Raw genomic sequence first — 15,304 nt, forward strand, 5'->3', positions numbered from 1 at the left:
AATCAAACTTAAAATTGACTGAATATATTATATCATAAAAAATGAAACATCATATCAACAGCTTTAACAATTCGTATTTTTATTTTAAAACATTTGTAAATTCATCGCTCTTTAAGAAATCCTCTTTAATTTGTGGGATTGTCTTATTGCTTTCTGCCCAATAATCAACTCCAGCAACATCAGCAGGCCTTGAATACAATGTTTCATATAGTTCAGCAATTGCTGCTTTTCTGCCATTATCTTTTTCAATTGTTTCTAGTCTATTATTGTATTCAAAACTATTTGCCAAATCTTCGCGCATTCTTTTTTGAGAATCCTTGAAAGTATCAACTAAATAATTTACACCGCCTTGATCACCACCACGTTTCAAAACAACATTGTAAGAAAATTCTGCATTCGCTTCATTTTTTGCTGCAAATAATTCTTGCAATTCATTTCTTGATTCAGTGCTTGCGCTAATTGCAAATTTTACGCCTTCTCTGGAAATTCTATCTCTGGATCTTATTTTTGTCATTTGTCGATACCAATAATTTACTCCATCATCATCTGCGAATTTATACAAATTATCGTCATAAATTCTATCTAAACTTTTTTTATATAGCCAAGTTACTAATTTTTTAGTTACTTTTTTCTTATTTAAATAATTATTAAATTCTTTGTATTTTCGATCATTTAACATCATAAATCTAATGCCAGGCAAGGTGATATTAGTATCGTACCAGAAATTTACGCCGCCATCTTGGACTTTTGCAAAATCATATTCTTTATTTAAATCATATTTTCTATCAAAGATCCAATTGTAATAATAGAGGATTGTTCTTTTTCTATTTAAAGTTAAAAATGTACCAAGAGTTGTTTTCTTTTCGCTATCCAAGAAAATTCCTTTATCTCCAATAGAAAAGCGATAATAATATTTCATTCTGCCATCATTAAAGCCATCTTGATTAAATCCATCTTTTTCACCGCCTTGTAAATCTCTTAATACCGCATAATATTTATTTGCTTTACTATCAAAATATACCTTTGCATTTTTATCAAGATTATTCTTGTCAGTTCCATAATTAAATTTAAGATTATTGCTATCAAGAGCATTATCTAGTTTATTATTTGCATCAGTATCATTGCCAGAAATCTCTGCAATAACTCGATTTGCGCCTCTATAGATGTATGTTGTTGTACCGGAAATATCACCATTTGGATTTGGATCATTTGGATCAGGTAATGGAGGATTAGGATCACCAGGTCCGTCAGGTCCATCAGGATCAACTTCGTCAGTTTTTGTAGCTGTGTAAGAAATATCTAAGTTATCAATATTTAAATATGTATTTGGAATAACCAAAATAGAAAATTCTTTTCTAGCCACTAATACAGGAATTCCACCAGATATTATATAGGAAACTCTTATTTTTCCAAAACCAGATTTTTTTCCATTCATTGATACTCCAACTAACGGAAGGTTAGAAAGTTGTCCAACACGTTGAGAAGCGCTAACATTTTTGTTTTCTTTCGTATTATCAAAGACCTGAACAATATCCGGAGTCAAGCTTTCAATCGTTACATTTGCTTTTTCAAATCGTGAATCTATGTCATTAGGACCTAAATCTGGCCAAAAAGATTTTTCTAAAAAATAAAATTCTTTAGTTGCATCAGGGCTTGCGACTAAAATTCCTCCTGGTACTAAATCTTTTTCCAGCATTGGATTTTCGTCACTATTTTGATTTATATTAAAAACTTCAGAACCTGTCATTCCAATTTCAAAATTATCAGCAGCTCCGCCATTTTCAAAATTTTCATTTTCTTGAAGATTTTCAGCTTGTGCGAGAACTTGTGAATGAAGACCAGTTTCATCAGACTGAATAATTGCTGCCCATTTTAGTTCATTACCATCAGAATTAGTGAAATCATAACGAAAACCTTTGCCTGGCATTTTATCTATCCAATTGTCAGATTCATTTGAGATATTATTCCAGTTTGTTCCGTCATTTGAAAAACTGGATGGAGTATACCAAGTCGCTCCATTATCATTAGAAGCTAATAAAATGATTGTTCCTTTTATATTTTTAGGGCTATTTGGCAACAAGATACCGTCAATATCTGCTATTTTTAAATTAATTTCTGCAGATTTTATATTATAATTATCATTTAAATTAGTTGAAATATTCTTTGATACAGTCAAGCCTTGGATAAATCTAGTATCCAAAATTTGATTTGTTGGATCAAAAATATCAAAACCAGAATTTTGCACTGGAAATTTATAATTATCTTTGTATTCTCCGCAAGCGCTTAGTTGCAAAGTTGCTTCCGAATCAGGAGAAATCGGCAAAATACGCGGTTTTTTTGTTCCATAAAAATCATTATAGACAATTGCTGAAACAGGCGTCTGTGAATCAATCATTGCTAATGCATTTGGATTATTTTCGCCGTTGTCTCTTCTTGCTGTTAAATTAAGATCATATGGTAATGTTGTATATTGTCCTAAATGTGCATCATCAAAATTTAAAACTTGTTCTTGAAGTTGTACATTATTTTTAGTCAAAGGACTAGCTATGATAGTGGCCATTTGCGAAAGAGAAATATCATTTGTACAAGTGTCATTTGAACAAAAGGTACCGCAAAGTTGTTTTGTGTAGTTAACATTTCGATCTAAAGGAGCATTTTGCCTTTTTAGATTTATCAAGACATTTGGTTTTAAAACATCTCTGCCACCTTCAACAACCATTTGTGCATCAGTTTTAGTTTGATCAATATTATTATTGTTCGCAAAGCTTTCCAAAAAACTGCATTTAAATGTTCCATCATCTTGAGTCTGGCATCCAGAGGGTGGAATAATTCCAGCGAAAAAAATCGCAGTTCCAATTGCTGTTATCACAACCAGAGCAGTAACAATACCAACTACAACTCTTGATCGAGTAGAAACTCTAGTCTTTGTTTGGATGCTTTCTATTAGATTATTCGTATTGTTTTTGTTGTTCATTTAATTATTTTAAAAATATAATGCTTATACAAAATTAATAAATCCAAACTAAACTAAAAGTTTGTACTAAAAAATTATTTGAGAACAAAATTTAAATTTTTTATAAACTTTATAAACTAGGAATTTTCGATAGGTTTGCTAATTTCTTTTACAACTCTTCTAGCTCTTTTTTTAAATTCATTTACTCCAGTTTTTGTTTGCTCTGAAATTTCTTGCGCTTTTTTCATGCCTGCTTCTTTTAATTCATCAGCTTTTTCCATTCCAGCTTCTTTCCATTCATTAGCTTTTTTCTTAATATCTTCTCTAGTTTCTTTTCCTGATTTTGGCGCATATAAAATTCCTAAGGCAGCTCCAATTAAAGCGCCTAAAACGATTCCTCCGATTAAACTGCCACCGTTGCAATTGTTGCATGACATAATGTTTGTTTTAATTTTTAAATTCTAATTAATAATTTCTATCTAATTTCTAATTAATTAATTTTCAATTCAATTTAATGTTTGTTAAAAAATTAGAAATTGAAAATTAGAAATTTAGTAATTTATTCTTGTTTAAAAGCTCCTACGATATTTCTAACTTTTTTAAAAACTTGCGAAACAGATGCAATTGGTTTTAATAAATTGTTATTGATATCTTGGATCGTTGTTGTTAAACCATTAACTGTAGTTGTCAAATCGCGAACCATTGGATCAATTTCGTTTAATTTTCTGTTGACATCTTCAACAGTTTTTTTTGATTCTTGGACAATCTTTGTAAGATTGAATACAAGATGACACAAGAATCCTGTAAATGCCAAAATTGCTATGCTCGACGCAATAAGCAAAATGTCGTTGCTTGTTTCTAACATGTGTTTAATTGTTAATTTGTTTTAATAAAACATTTATTACATATATAATAACATGATTAAATATAGTCAACAACTGTTGATAACCCGAGATTGTTTTATTGTTTTTTTGTTTTATTGTTTTTTATGTAAAATTATGTTATTTTAAAATCAAAATAAATATAAACAAAAATTATGGCCAAACAAATTCCACATGAAGAATATATAGAATATGAACAAAAGCAAGTTTCAAAAGATTTTGATCGAAAAAGAATGATTTTGAAATATGAAAAAACTGTTATGATAGCAATAATTGTTGTAGTTGTTTTAATTGTTTCGGCAACAATTGGTTTTCTAGTCTATCGCCAAAACAAACCAATCGAAAATCAGGCAATCAATCAAACTGTTGAAGCTCCTCCAGCAGGTTTTGCAATCACTACCAAACAAGTTGACATTATAAAAGAAAGTGAAAATAAATATGATGCTTTTCTTAGAGTTGTTGATTCTGACCAGAATTGGGGAGTGTCAAAATTAGATTATAAAATTTCGTTGAAAGGAGCTGACAAAAGTGTTGTTGGCGAAAGAACAGGAGTAACCTACATTTTGCCAAATCAAGAAAAATCAATTATTGAACTTGGAATTGATACTACAGCAGCAGCAGCCTCAGTTACAACTGATTTACAAATTAAAGAAGTTCAAAAATTAACTGAATCGCCAGCATTAAATTTTACAACCGAAAATTTAGCTTATCAGGTCGCGGATAACAAAAGCAAAGTTACTGGCACAATTGTCAATCAAACACTTTTTGGTTTTCCTGAAATTATGATTAATGTCTTAGTTTATGAAGAAAATAAATTAGTTGGCTATAATTATACAACTGTCAATGATTTGACTCCAAATCAAAAAAGAGATTTTACAGTTTTCTGGCGCAAAGATCTCAATGTTAAAAATCCCAAAATAGTAGTTGAACCATACGTTAATCCATTTAATTCTCAGCCATTCTTAGATATTTACAGTCAAGGACAGATGCTGGAATATTAACCATTAACAATTAACCTTTAACCTTTAACTTTTAACAGCTGGTGTTAACTGTTGATTGTTAATTGTTAACTGTTGAATCGTGCTCAAGTTTCTCCAAATTTTTAAAAAACTTGATTGGTTTTTATTTTCGTCAATGATTTTATTGGCGATTTTAGGTTTAGCAGCAATTATTAGCACTACTTATCAGCAAGGATTGCAGGATTTTGTTATTAAGCAAATTATTGCAGTGATCTTAGGCCTAGTCTTATTTTTTATATTAATAATATTAGATTATCGAATTTTTCAAAGCTATGCATATATTCTTTATGCCTTTTTCACAATTTCATTAGTTTTAGTACTTTTTTTCGGTACAATTTTTCAAGGTACAAAAGGCTGGTTTAATCTCGGATTCTTTCAGTTTCAGCCAGCAGAGTTTATAAAAATTGCCTTGATTATTATTTTAGCTCGATATTTTGTCTATGCAAAAAAACAAAGTATTTTGAAACATGTAATTGTTTCCGGAATTATCATGGCTATTCCTTCCTTCTTAATTATGTTGCAACCTGATATGGGTTCAGCATTAGTTCTGGTTGTTATTTGGTTTGGCATGTTGTTGATTTCTGGGTTAAAACGTTCTTATGTTATGACAATTGCCATTATTGGTCTTGCACTCGCATCTATTGTCTGGAATTTCTTTTTATATGATTATCAAAAAAATAGAATTACTAGTTTTATTAATCCTGAAAATGATCCATTAGGTCAAGGTTATAACATGATTCAAGCCAAAATTGCCATTGGTTCAGGTGAATTGTCTGGTCAAGGTTTAGGCCATGGCAGTCAAAGTCAATTAAAATTTTTGCCAGCCCAGCATACCGATTTTATTTATGCTGTAATTTGCGAAGAACTTGGTTTTATTGGCAGCGCATTTTTATTAGTTTTATTTTTCGTACTTATCTTTAGAATTCTAAGAACAGCTATGAAAGCGCGCGATGAATTTGGATTAATGGTTTGTTGTGGTATTGCAATTGGTTTCACTTTTCAGATTCTTGTTAATATTGGAATGAATTTAAGTATAATGCCAATTGCTGGAGTTCCATTGCCATTAGTTAGCTATGGAGGTAGCGCCATGATTGCCAGCATGATTTCATTAGGAATCGTTCAAAGCATCTTTGTAAGAATTAAAGGACTAGAATTCAAATAGTTGTCAAAATTGTTTTATTGTTTTATTATTAAATTGTTATGGGAACTTCTAGTTTAACCGATTTTTATTTATGCTAAATAACTCTAAAAAAGAATCATCATTTTTAGATAAAGTCAAATGGTTATCCATTTGTCCATTTTGTAATACAAAATTCAGTATTGATCAAGCCAGAATTATTTCTGAAAAAAAGGATTCTTTCCTTTTACATGCTTATTGCCAAAAGTGCAAATGTTCAGTTTTAGCGAGTTTAATAGCTAATCCGATGGGTATTAGTTCTATTGGCCTAGTTACTGATTTAACATATGAAGATGTCTTAAGATTCAAAAAGGCAAGTGAAATAAATTCTGATGACATTATTTGTGCATATCAAGATCTATCAAAAACAAAATATAAATTTAAAAATTAGTATTGCCAAAAAAAATAAAGATGCTATACTTATTCATGATTGATTTTGCGAAAAATAGTCTTTTTATTTTTATTAAATTTATAATTGTTAGCGGTTCTTAAGTTAAACTAATTCTGTTAACTGTTAACTGTTAACTGTTTACTAATCTATGTCAGAACCAAAATTAGAAGCAAAGACCAGAGACCTAAAAAAATCTTTGAATGAATCTAGAAAAAACAAGATGATTCCAGCTGTTTTGTATGGAAAAAATTTCAAACCATTACACATTGAGCTAAAATACAATAATTTCGTTAAGATTTATAAAGAAGAAGGCGAGAGTACAATTATTGCTTTGGATATTGATGGCAAAAAAGAAAACGCTCTTATTAAGGATGTTCAATTTGATCCGATCAAAGATACTGTTATTCATATTGACTTTTTAAGAGTTGACATGAATCAAAAAATCACTGCAAATGTTGAATTAAAATTTATCGGTCTATCAAAAGCTGTTAAAGATTTAGAAGGTATTTTAGTCAAAAATATCAATGAAATTGAAGTTGAATGTTTGCCAGCTAATTTGCCAAAAGAAATAATCGTTGATATTTCATCTCTTAACACATTTGAAGACGTTATTAAAATAAAAGATCTTCCTCTTCCTCAAGATGTTCATACAGCATTAGATCAAGAAGAAGTTGTCGCAACAGTAACTCCTCCTCGTTCAGAAGCAGAGCTTGAATCTTTAAAAGAAGATGTTGAAGAAGATGTTGAAAAAGTAGAAGGTGTTAAAAAGGAAGAGCCAGAAGCAAAAGAAGAAGCTACAGAAACAGAAAGCAAAGCTGTTCCAGAAAAAAAAGAAGCTAAAAAAGAATAATTAAAAAGGCAAAAGCCAGATCATGGTTTTTGCCTTTATTTTTATAAAAGATGCCTCAAAAACAAATAATCACACCGAAAGAATTTTCTGCTATTCGGCTTTCATTACAGTTTGGCTATACGATTATAATTCCTTTAATAATTTTTTTACTGATTGGCATTTTTCTTGATAATCGGTTCAAGACATCACCATTATTCATTTTTATTGGTGTTATTCTCTCGATAGTTATCTCGACAATCGGTATCTATAAAGCAATTTTACCTTTTTTGGAAATATCTAAAAAAGATAATAATCCTAAAGATAAAAAATAAATAGGGAACAAGAAATTTTGTTCCAGATAAATATATGAAGATATCTTTAGTCGCAGAAGAATTATTTCATATCGGAGGTTTTCCTATTACTAATACTCTAATTGTTTCTTGGATTGTAATGGCTGTTTTGGTTATTGTTTCAATTTTAGCGACTAGAAACATGAAGCTTGTTCCAACTGGTTTACAAAATTTGATGGAAACAGTTATCGAAATGCTTTTCAAGCTTTTTAATACAATCACTCAAAGCGAAAAATTGACTCGCAAGTTTTTTCCACTTGTTGCAACTATCTTTTTATTTGTAATAATGTCTAATTGGACTGAAGCTTTACCAGGATTAGATAGTATTGGTTTAAAACCACAGCACGAGGTTACAGCTGAAAAAACAGTTAGCTCTGGCTTGCCAAGTTTAATTGCTATTGTCAAAGCCAGTAAAAATGAAGGACCAGAATCAATCAATGCATACGAGAATGCTGAAAAAGCTGATACTTTAAATATTGAATCAAAGCCAGGAGAGGAAGATGCCGAAGGTGCAACAGAATCAAAAGCAGAAGAGCACATTATTCCTTTTCTTCGTTCTCCAAGTTCTGATTTAAACTTCACTTTAGCGTTAGCTATAATTGCTGTTGTTAGTATTCAAGTTTTTGGAGTTGTCTTGGTTGGCTTTAGAAATTATTCAAAAAAATTCTTTAATTTTTCTGGCCCAATTCAGTTTGCTGTTGGATTGCTTGAGCTTGTCTCAGAATTTTCAAAATTACTTTCATTCTCTCTTCGTCTCTTTGGCAATATTTTTGCTGGTGAAGTCTTATTGATTGTTATTTCATTTTTAGTTCCGTATTTAGTTCCAATTCCTTTTATGGGAATGGAATTATTTGTTGGCTTCATTCAAGCTTTGATTTTTTCAATGTTGACCTTAGTTTTTCTTACAATGGCTGCAACAGCTGAAGAACATTGATTCCAAGTAATTAGCAATCAGTAATTAGTAACTAGCAACCATTAAAAGTTTTTTGTTACTAATTACGGTTTACCAATTATTAATTCCTAGCAGTCAATTGCCGACTCAAAACAAAAACTTTTAGTCGTAAGCATGGCTGTTAGACAATAACATGGATTTAGCAGTAGCAAAGGTCGTGTTCGCTGGCATTACAATTGCCATCGGCGCAGTAGGCCCAGCATTGGGTATCGGATTATTGGCTGGAAAAGGTTTGCAAGCGATTGGTCGCAATCCTGAAGCAGCTCCAAAAATTCAAACAGCTATGATTCTAGCTATGGCTTTCACTGAAGCCATCGCTATTTATGCATTAGTTGTTGCATTGATTATCAAATTCGTTTAGTAAGTTTTACAGATCAGCACAAGTAACAAGATTAGTTACTTGTGCAAATTTGTAAGAATTGCGTTGAATATTTTTAATTTTTCATTTTTACTTTTTAATTTTTTAAAAATATGGAAGTCTTTACTCAACTAGGTATCAAGCCATTACTATTAGTAGCACAAATCATTAATTTTTTAATATTAATGTTTTTATTAAAAAGATTTTTATACAAACCTATTTTAAAAATGCTTGATGACAGAAAAAAGAAAGTTGAAGAAAGCATGCAACAAGCAAAAGATATTGAACAACAATTGCAGAATGCTGAAAAAATGAAATTAGAAAAGCAGGAAGAGGCAAAAAAGCAAGCTTCCAAAATTCTTGATCAAGCCAAAAAAGATGCGGAAATGGTCAGAAAAGATATTTTGACAAAATCAGATGATGATGCAAAAAGAGTTATAAAAAAAGCAACTGATGAGATGAAAGGCGAAAAAGAAAAAATGTTAAGTGATGTAAAAAAACAAGCTGCTGATCTTACAATGCTTGCTACTCAGACAGTTCTAAAGAAGGGCTTAGATGAACAAAGGCAACGTGAATTAATCGGTGAAGCAATCCAAGAAATTGACAATTTTAAAATTAAGTCTTAAAGAAAAAATTTGTGCAAAAAGGTTTATTAGAAATTAAACAATATGTCGAAGCATTTTACAGTCTTGCCAAGCAAGAAAATATTTTGGATAAGATAAATTTAGAATTACAACTTTTTATTGCCAAAGTATCCGAAGATTTGAAATTAAAAAAATATCTTTCTAATCCAATTGAAAATATTGCTGATAAAAAAGCAACTATTAAAGATTTATTCCAGGATCAATTATCAACTTATACCCATAATTTTATTTACATTTTTTTGAAAAAGAATGAATTAGAAGTTTTAGAATCAGCTCAATTATATTTAGAGAAATTGATTAAGGAAAGACAGAATGTTATTGACGCCAAAATTGTTTCTGCAATTCCTTTGACAAAAGAAGAAGAAACCCAGATCAAAGAAAAATTAGCTTCTCAAACTAACAAAAAAATTAATTTAAATATTACTGTCGATCCAAATATTTTAGGCGGCTTAGTTATCCAAACTAAAGACCAAATGATCGATGCCAGTCTTTTAGGCAAAATCAACAATTTAAGACATTCAATAGTTGACTAGGGCTTAGTTTCTTAGGTACTTAGGTTTCATTTCCCTAGGTTCCTAAGTACCCAAGCCCTAAGTATCTAAAATAAGTAACTAATCTAACACTTTAAATTTATGGCAGAAACAATATTAGAATCATTAAAAGACAAGATTAAATCTTTTGAAGCGAAAACTAAATTAGATAAAATTGGCATTGTCACAAAAATCGGTGATGGCATTGCTCAAGTTTATGGCCTTTCCGACTGTGCAAGTTTAGAAATGCTTGAATTTGTAACATCTGAAAATGAATCAGTTTTTGGTGTTGCTTTGAACTTGGAAGAAGATAATGTTGGTGTCATTATTTTGGGAGATTATCTAAAGATTAAAGAAGGCGATACTGTAAAATCAACTGGTAGAATTCTTGAAGTTAACGTCGGCAATAATTTAGTCGGTCGTGTTGTTAATGCATTAGGCGAGCCAATTGATGGCAAAGGTGAGATTAAAGCAGATAAGAATTATCCAATTGAAAAAATTGCTCCTGGCGTTTTGGCCAGACAAAATGTTGATACCCCAGTTCAAACTGGTATTAAAGCTATTGATTCAATGATTCCTGTTGGTCGAGGACAAAGAGAATTAATTATTGGTGATCGTCAAACTGGAAAGACAGCTATTGCTTTGGATACAATTATTAATCAAAAAGGAAAAAATTTGATTTGTATCTATGTTGCTATCGGCCAGAAAGAATCGAAGATTGCTAGAATTGTTAACGAGTTAGAAAAGAATGGTGCTATGGAGCACACAATTGTTGTTGTTGCTGGTGCATCTGATCCAGCTCCATTATGGTATATTGCACCATACACAGGTTGCGCAATGGGCGAGTATTTTATGGATAACAAAAAAGATGCTTTAATTATTTATGATGATTTATCCAAGCATGCTTGGGCTTATCGTCAGATTTCATTATTACTTAGACGTCCACCAGGTCGCGAAGCTTATCCAGGCGATATTTTTTATCTTCACTCCAGACTTTTGGAAAGAGCAGCTCGTCTTAATGAAAAATTAGGCGGAGGCTCATTAACGGCTCTTCCAATCATTGAAACTCAAGCTGGTGATATGTCTGCTTATATTCCTACAAACGTTATTTCTATTACTGATGGCCAGATTATTTTGGAATCAGATCTATTTTATGCAGGTACACGTCCAGCTGTAAATCCAGGTCTTTCAGTTTCACGTGTCGGTTCAGCTGCTCAAACAAAAGCCATGAAAAAAGTTGCTGGCAAAATCAGATTGGACTTGGCTCAATTTAGAGAATTAGCTGCTTTTGCTCAATTTGGTTCTGAATTAGACAAAGAAACACAAAACAAATTAGAGCGAGGTAAAAGAGTTACAGAAATTTTGAAGCAAGGACAATATAGTCCGCTTTCAGTTGGCAATCAAGTTACAATTATTTTTGCTGCCACAAAAGGTTTATTGGATGATATTAAGGTTGAAAAAGTCGCTGAATTTGAAAGTAAATTGCATGAAAATTTCAATAATGAAAGAAAAGAATTATTAAAAAAGATTGAAGAAACAAAAGATTTCGATACTGTTGAACCAGAATTAATTTCTGCAATTGAAGATTTCAAAAAGAATGTTGTTCCAAAAGAATGGTTTGTTGTAAAAGAATCCGCCTCCGCTGATGCTTCGGCGGACAAGGAAGAAAAGCAAGATGAGAAAAAATAATTTTTTTAAAAAATAGCTAAAAAAATATGGGAGAAGGAGAACCAAAAGAATTACCTAAAGAAATATACTCAGAAAATAGAAAAAAGATTCTGGAATGCAAAAAATGGATAGAGGTTTTTCGTGAGCAAATAGATGGAGTATTGCAAAAAATTGAAGAGACCCAAAATGAAATGCAACAAATGTTAGAATCTGGTAGTGAGCTTTCTATTAATACAGAAAAAGGCAAAGAAAGATTTTCAGATTATCAGCAACGTTCCATTGATGGCTTGAAAGAATTATTAGAAGTATCCAAAAAGGAAAAAGAAAATCAAGAAAGATTACTTCAATATTTAGAAGAACAAGAAAAATATCTTACGGAGTTAGCAACTAGTGTTAGCGATCAGCAGAGTAATTAATTTATTTCTTAAAATAAAGGTTTTAAGAAATTAAAAATTTGTATTTTAAATTTATTTAGGGTTTAGGATTTATAGTTTGGAATTTTTATAATAATATGGCCTCAACTAGAGATATCAAAAGAAGAATAAAATCAATTAATAACACTCGCCAGATCACCAAAGCAATGCAGATGGTTTCTGCTGCTAAGATGAAAAAAGCGCAAGTGGCTGCTTTGCGTACTCGATATTATGCAAATACTGCACTAGAAGTTTTAGGAAGCATATCAGAAAATATGCAAAAAGGAGCTCATCCATTATTGAATAAAAGAGATGTTAAAAAAATATTGTTGATTATTATTTCTCCTGACAAAGGTCTTTGTGGCGGATTAAATTCAAATCTTTTCAAAAAAGTTTTAAAATTTTTAGACAAAGCCAAAAAAGAAAACAAAGAATTAGATTTTATTTGTGTTGGCAAAAAGGGAATTGATTTTGCTAAAAAAATTGGCAATATTATTGCTGAATATGAAAAAATTGGCGATAAAATTAAAATTACTGATGCCACTTCCATTGCCCAAATTCCAATCAATAATTTTACGAATTCGAAATACGATCAAGTTAATATTATTTTTACCGAATATGTTTCGACTCTGAAGCAAGAAGCTCGAGAACAACAGATTTTGCCATTCGAAAAAGACAAATTGATTGACCTGACAAAAGCTGGTAAAAAAGAAGAAGAAAAAATTGAAGAAAAGATTTTAAATAAATCAAAAGCAGATTACCTTTTTGAACCATCAGCCAGACAAATTTTAGCAACTTTATTGCCAAGATTAGTTGATATGCAAGTTTATCAAGCAATTGTTGAATCAAATGCTTCAGAACATTCTGCCAGAATGGTTGCCATGCAAAATGCGTCTGAAAATGCAAAAGACATGATTGCAGATTTAAGCTTCACATATAATCAAGCTCGCCAAGCAAACATTACTCGCGAATTATCAGAAATCACTGCTGGTGCCGAGGCATTGAAGAAATGATGTGTTAGTCACTAATATCTTAATATCCGAATTTCCGAATATCTTCGTGTTTAAATAATGAGATATTAAGAAATTCGGAAATTAAGAAATTATAATTTAAACATTAATTATCAAAAATATGTCTAAAGGAAAAATAGTTTCAATCATCGGTCCAGTCGTTGATGTTGAATTTGAAGGCGACTTGCCAAAAATTTATAATGCTTTGGAAGTTGCTTTAGAAAACAGGAAATTAATTCTTGAAACTCAACAGCATTTAGGCGGAAAAACAATCCGCGCAGTTGCCATGGGATCAACTGATGGATTGAAAAGAAATACTGAAGTTATTGATACAGGCGATGCAATCAAGGTGCCAGTTGGCGACAAAACTTTAGGTCGCGTTTTTAATGTTTTGGGCGAATCAGTAGACAATAAAGGAGAAGTCCAAGCAGAAAAGAAAATGCCAATTCATCGCCATGCTCCAAAATTTGTTGAACAAGAAACAAAAGCTGAAATTTTTGAAACTGGTATCAAAGTTATCGATCTAATTGCTCCATTCGTAAAAGGTGGAAAAGTCGGTTTATTCGGCGGTGCTGGTGTCGGCAAGACCGTTATCGTTATGGAATTAATTCATAATATTGCCAAAGTCCATGGCGGATATTCAGTATTTACTGGTGTCGGTGAAAGAACTCGTGAAGGAACAGCTCTATACCAAGAAATGTCAGAATCTGGAGTTTTGGACAAAACAGCGTTAGTCTACGGCCAAATGAACGAGCCACCAGGTGCAAGACAGCGTGTAGCTTTGTCAGGTTTAACAATGGCTGAATATTTCCGTGACGAACAAAGAAAAGATGTTTTATTATTTATTGATAATATTTTCCGTTTCACCCAAGCTGGCTCTGAAGTTTCTGCTTTGTTGGGCCGTATGCCTTCAGCTGTAGGTTATCAGCCAACACTTGCTACTGAAATGGGCGAGTTGCAAGAAAGAATTACATCTACTAAAAAAGGTTCAATTACTTCAGTTCAAGCCGTTTATGTTCCTGCTGATGATTTAACTGATCCAGCTCCAGCAACAACATTTTCGCACTTGGATTCAACAGTTGTATTGGCTCGTAGTTTAGCTGAGTTAGGTATTTATCCTGCAGTAGATCCATTAGATTCAACTTCAACGGTTTTGGATCCAAAGATTGTTGGTGAAGAACATTACAAAGTTGCTCGCGATGTTCAGAAAGTTTTACAGCGTTACAAAGATTTGCAAGATATTATTGCTATTTTAGGTATGGAAGAATTATCTGACGAAGATAAAATTACTGTTAATCGTGCCAGAAGAATTCAACGTTTCTTATCACAACCAATGTTCGTTGCTGAAGTTTTTACAGGCACTTCAGGAAAATACGTTTCTCGCGAAGATACTGTCAAAGGTTTCAAAGAAATTTTGGAAGGCAAGCATGATGGGAAAAGTGAAGACGCGTTTTACATGAAAGGAGATATCTCGGAAGTTAAATAGCTAAATCCCAAATTACAAATTCCAAACAAATTACAAATAACAAGCCACAAAATAATTTTTGTAATTTGTATTTTGGATATTGTAATTTGTTTGGGATTTGAAATTTGTAATTTTTTATAAAATGTCTAAATTAATTTTAGAAATCATCAGTTTAGAAAAGCAGGTTTTTAATAACGAAGTTGACTCCGTTATTTTGCCAACCGAAGAAGGTGAGATCGGAATTTTGCCAAACCATGTCCATTTAGTTACCTCATTAGCTCCTGGAGAAATCAAAATTAAGCAAGGCAATGAAGAAACGGTTTTGGCTTGTTCTGGAGGTTTTGCGCAAATTAATCCAGATAAGGCAATTGTTTTAGCTGATGCTGCCGAACACGCCGAAGAAATTGATGAACAAAAAGCAGAAGAAGCGATAAAAAAAGCCAAAGAAACAATGGCAAAGAAAGATTTGAAAAAAGAAGAATATGAAGAAGCAGCTGCTGAAGTTCGTCGTTCATTGGCTAGACTTAAGGTTGTCAAGAAAAGAAGATCAAAGAAAGCCTATCGTTAAAATCCCAAATAACAAATCCCAAAAAACAAACAAATCACAAATTCCAAATCACAAACCTTCGCAGTCAACTTTTGTAATTTGTTTTTTGTAATTTGT

The 15,304-nt window shown here is 31.6% G+C and carries 17 protein-coding genes; 14 read left to right on the forward strand and 3 right to left on the reverse strand.

Features of this window, described 5'->3' with window-relative positions; all coding sequences use genetic code 11:
* Positions 1–79: 79 nt before the first annotated feature.
* The 3 genes from WC663_01700 to WC663_01710 all read right to left on the reverse strand — a co-directional run bounded on the left by WC663_01700 (position 80) and on the right by WC663_01710 (position 3,818).
* Positions 80–2,974, reverse strand: coding sequence for a hypothetical protein (locus WC663_01700; protein ID MFA6296043.1), 2,895 nt, complete (start codon positions 2,972–2,974; stop codon positions 80–82).
* A 116-nt stretch (positions 2,975–3,090) separates the two neighbouring features.
* A complete protein-coding gene (locus tag WC663_01705; protein ID MFA6296044.1) occupies positions 3,091–3,390 on the reverse strand; it encodes a YtxH domain-containing protein in 300 nt (99 codons plus the stop codon).
* A 122-nt stretch (positions 3,391–3,512) separates the two neighbouring features.
* Positions 3,513–3,818: a hypothetical protein gene (locus tag WC663_01710; protein ID MFA6296045.1), complete on the reverse strand. Its 306-nt coding sequence runs from the start codon at positions 3,816–3,818 to the stop codon at positions 3,513–3,515.
* Positions 3,819–3,989: 171 nt separating this feature from the next.
* Between WC663_01710 and WC663_01715 the strand changes: the two genes are divergently transcribed.
* From WC663_01715 to atpC, 14 genes are all read left to right on the forward strand, one after another.
* Positions 3,990–4,835 carry an FxLYD domain-containing protein gene (locus tag WC663_01715; protein MFA6296046.1) on the forward strand — a complete coding sequence of 282 codons (846 nt, stop codon included), beginning with the start codon at positions 3,990–3,992 and terminating at the stop codon, positions 4,833–4,835.
* A gap of 79 nt (positions 4,836–4,914) precedes the next feature.
* Positions 4,915–6,015, forward strand: coding sequence for a rod shape-determining protein RodA (gene rodA, locus WC663_01720; protein ID MFA6296047.1), 1,101 nt, complete (start codon positions 4,915–4,917; stop codon positions 6,013–6,015).
* 70 nt (positions 6,016–6,085) lie between these two features.
* Positions 6,086–6,421 (forward strand): hypothetical protein, encoded by a 336-nt coding sequence (locus WC663_01725; GenBank protein ID MFA6296048.1) that lies wholly within the window; start codon positions 6,086–6,088, stop codon positions 6,419–6,421.
* 148 nt (positions 6,422–6,569) lie between these two features.
* A complete protein-coding gene (locus WC663_01730; protein ID MFA6296049.1) occupies positions 6,570–7,271 on the forward strand; it encodes a 50S ribosomal protein L25 in 702 nt (233 codons plus the stop codon).
* A 50-nt stretch (positions 7,272–7,321) separates the two neighbouring features.
* A complete protein-coding gene (locus tag WC663_01735) occupies positions 7,322–7,582 on the forward strand; it encodes an AtpZ/AtpI family protein (GenBank protein ID MFA6296050.1) in 261 nt (86 codons plus the stop codon).
* 34 nt (positions 7,583–7,616) lie between these two features.
* Entirely contained in the window at positions 7,617–8,534 is a 918-nt protein-coding gene (gene atpB, locus WC663_01740; protein MFA6296051.1) for a F0F1 ATP synthase subunit A, read from the forward strand.
* A gap of 151 nt (positions 8,535–8,685) precedes the next feature.
* Positions 8,686–8,913 carry an ATP synthase F0 subunit C gene (atpE, locus tag WC663_01745; protein ID MFA6296052.1) on the forward strand — a complete coding sequence of 76 codons (228 nt, stop codon included), beginning with the start codon at positions 8,686–8,688 and terminating at the stop codon, positions 8,911–8,913.
* A 110-nt stretch (positions 8,914–9,023) separates the two neighbouring features.
* The gene (gene atpF, locus WC663_01750) at positions 9,024–9,536 is read left to right on the forward strand and encodes a F0F1 ATP synthase subunit B (GenBank protein MFA6296053.1); all 513 of its coding nucleotides are present in this window, start codon (positions 9,024–9,026) and stop codon (positions 9,534–9,536) included.
* Between the two features lie 11 nt (positions 9,537–9,547).
* The gene (gene atpH, locus WC663_01755; protein ID MFA6296054.1) at positions 9,548–10,087 is read left to right on the forward strand and encodes an ATP synthase F1 subunit delta; all 540 of its coding nucleotides are present in this window, start codon (positions 9,548–9,550) and stop codon (positions 10,085–10,087) included.
* Positions 10,088–10,186: 99 nt separating this feature from the next.
* Positions 10,187–11,773, forward strand: coding sequence for a F0F1 ATP synthase subunit alpha (gene atpA, locus WC663_01760; protein ID MFA6296055.1), 1,587 nt, complete (start codon positions 10,187–10,189; stop codon positions 11,771–11,773).
* 26 nt (positions 11,774–11,799) lie between these two features.
* Positions 11,800–12,168 (forward strand): hypothetical protein, encoded by a 369-nt coding sequence (locus tag WC663_01765; protein MFA6296056.1) that lies wholly within the window; start codon positions 11,800–11,802, stop codon positions 12,166–12,168.
* Between the two features lie 95 nt (positions 12,169–12,263).
* Positions 12,264–13,178: an ATP synthase F1 subunit gamma gene (atpG, locus tag WC663_01770; GenBank protein MFA6296057.1), complete on the forward strand. Its 915-nt coding sequence runs from the start codon at positions 12,264–12,266 to the stop codon at positions 13,176–13,178.
* A 118-nt stretch (positions 13,179–13,296) separates the two neighbouring features.
* Entirely contained in the window at positions 13,297–14,661 is a 1,365-nt protein-coding gene (gene atpD, locus WC663_01775) for a F0F1 ATP synthase subunit beta (protein ID MFA6296058.1), read from the forward strand.
* A gap of 121 nt (positions 14,662–14,782) precedes the next feature.
* Positions 14,783–15,208 (forward strand): ATP synthase F1 subunit epsilon, encoded by a 426-nt coding sequence (gene atpC / locus WC663_01780; protein MFA6296059.1) that lies wholly within the window; start codon positions 14,783–14,785, stop codon positions 15,206–15,208.
* The last annotated feature ends 96 nt before the right edge of the window (positions 15,209–15,304 follow it).

It is taken from the genome of Patescibacteria group bacterium (assembly GCA_041662665.1).
Lineage (GTDB): Bacteria > Patescibacteriota > JABMPQ01 > JABMPQ01 > JAQVVF01 > JAQVVF01.

What these genes read in the sequence shown, in the direction of transcription:
- WC663_01735 (MFA6296050.1), top strand. Translation starts at nt 7,322, where the DNA reads ATGCCTCAAAAACAAATAATCACACCGAAAGAATTTTCTGCTATTCGG.
- WC663_01705 (MFA6296044.1), bottom strand. Translation starts at nt 3,390, where the DNA reads ATGTCATGCAACAATTGCAACGGTGGCAGTTTAATCGGAGGAATCGTT.
- atpB (MFA6296051.1), top strand. Translation starts at nt 7,617, where the DNA reads ATGAAGATATCTTTAGTCGCAGAAGAATTATTTCATATCGGAGGTTTT.
- WC663_01700 (MFA6296043.1), bottom strand. Translation starts at nt 2,974, where the DNA reads ATGAACAACAAAAACAATACGAATAATCTAATAGAAAGCATCCAAACA.
- atpA (MFA6296055.1), top strand. Translation starts at nt 10,187, where the DNA reads ATGGCAGAAACAATATTAGAATCATTAAAAGACAAGATTAAATCTTTT.
- WC663_01715 (MFA6296046.1), top strand. Translation starts at nt 3,990, where the DNA reads ATGGCCAAACAAATTCCACATGAAGAATATATAGAATATGAACAAAAG.
- atpE (MFA6296052.1), top strand. Translation starts at nt 8,686, where the DNA reads ATGGATTTAGCAGTAGCAAAGGTCGTGTTCGCTGGCATTACAATTGCC.
- WC663_01730 (MFA6296049.1), top strand. Translation starts at nt 6,570, where the DNA reads ATGTCAGAACCAAAATTAGAAGCAAAGACCAGAGACCTAAAAAAATCT.
- WC663_01765 (MFA6296056.1), top strand. Translation starts at nt 11,800, where the DNA reads ATGGGAGAAGGAGAACCAAAAGAATTACCTAAAGAAATATACTCAGAA.
- WC663_01725 (MFA6296048.1), top strand. Translation starts at nt 6,086, where the DNA reads ATGCTAAATAACTCTAAAAAAGAATCATCATTTTTAGATAAAGTCAAA.
- atpD (MFA6296058.1), top strand. Translation starts at nt 13,297, where the DNA reads ATGTCTAAAGGAAAAATAGTTTCAATCATCGGTCCAGTCGTTGATGTT.
- WC663_01710 (MFA6296045.1), bottom strand. Translation starts at nt 3,818, where the DNA reads ATGTTAGAAACAAGCAACGACATTTTGCTTATTGCGTCGAGCATAGCA.
- atpC (MFA6296059.1), top strand. Translation starts at nt 14,783, where the DNA reads ATGTCTAAATTAATTTTAGAAATCATCAGTTTAGAAAAGCAGGTTTTT.
- atpF (MFA6296053.1), top strand. Translation starts at nt 9,024, where the DNA reads ATGGAAGTCTTTACTCAACTAGGTATCAAGCCATTACTATTAGTAGCA.
- atpG (MFA6296057.1), top strand. Translation starts at nt 12,264, where the DNA reads ATGGCCTCAACTAGAGATATCAAAAGAAGAATAAAATCAATTAATAAC.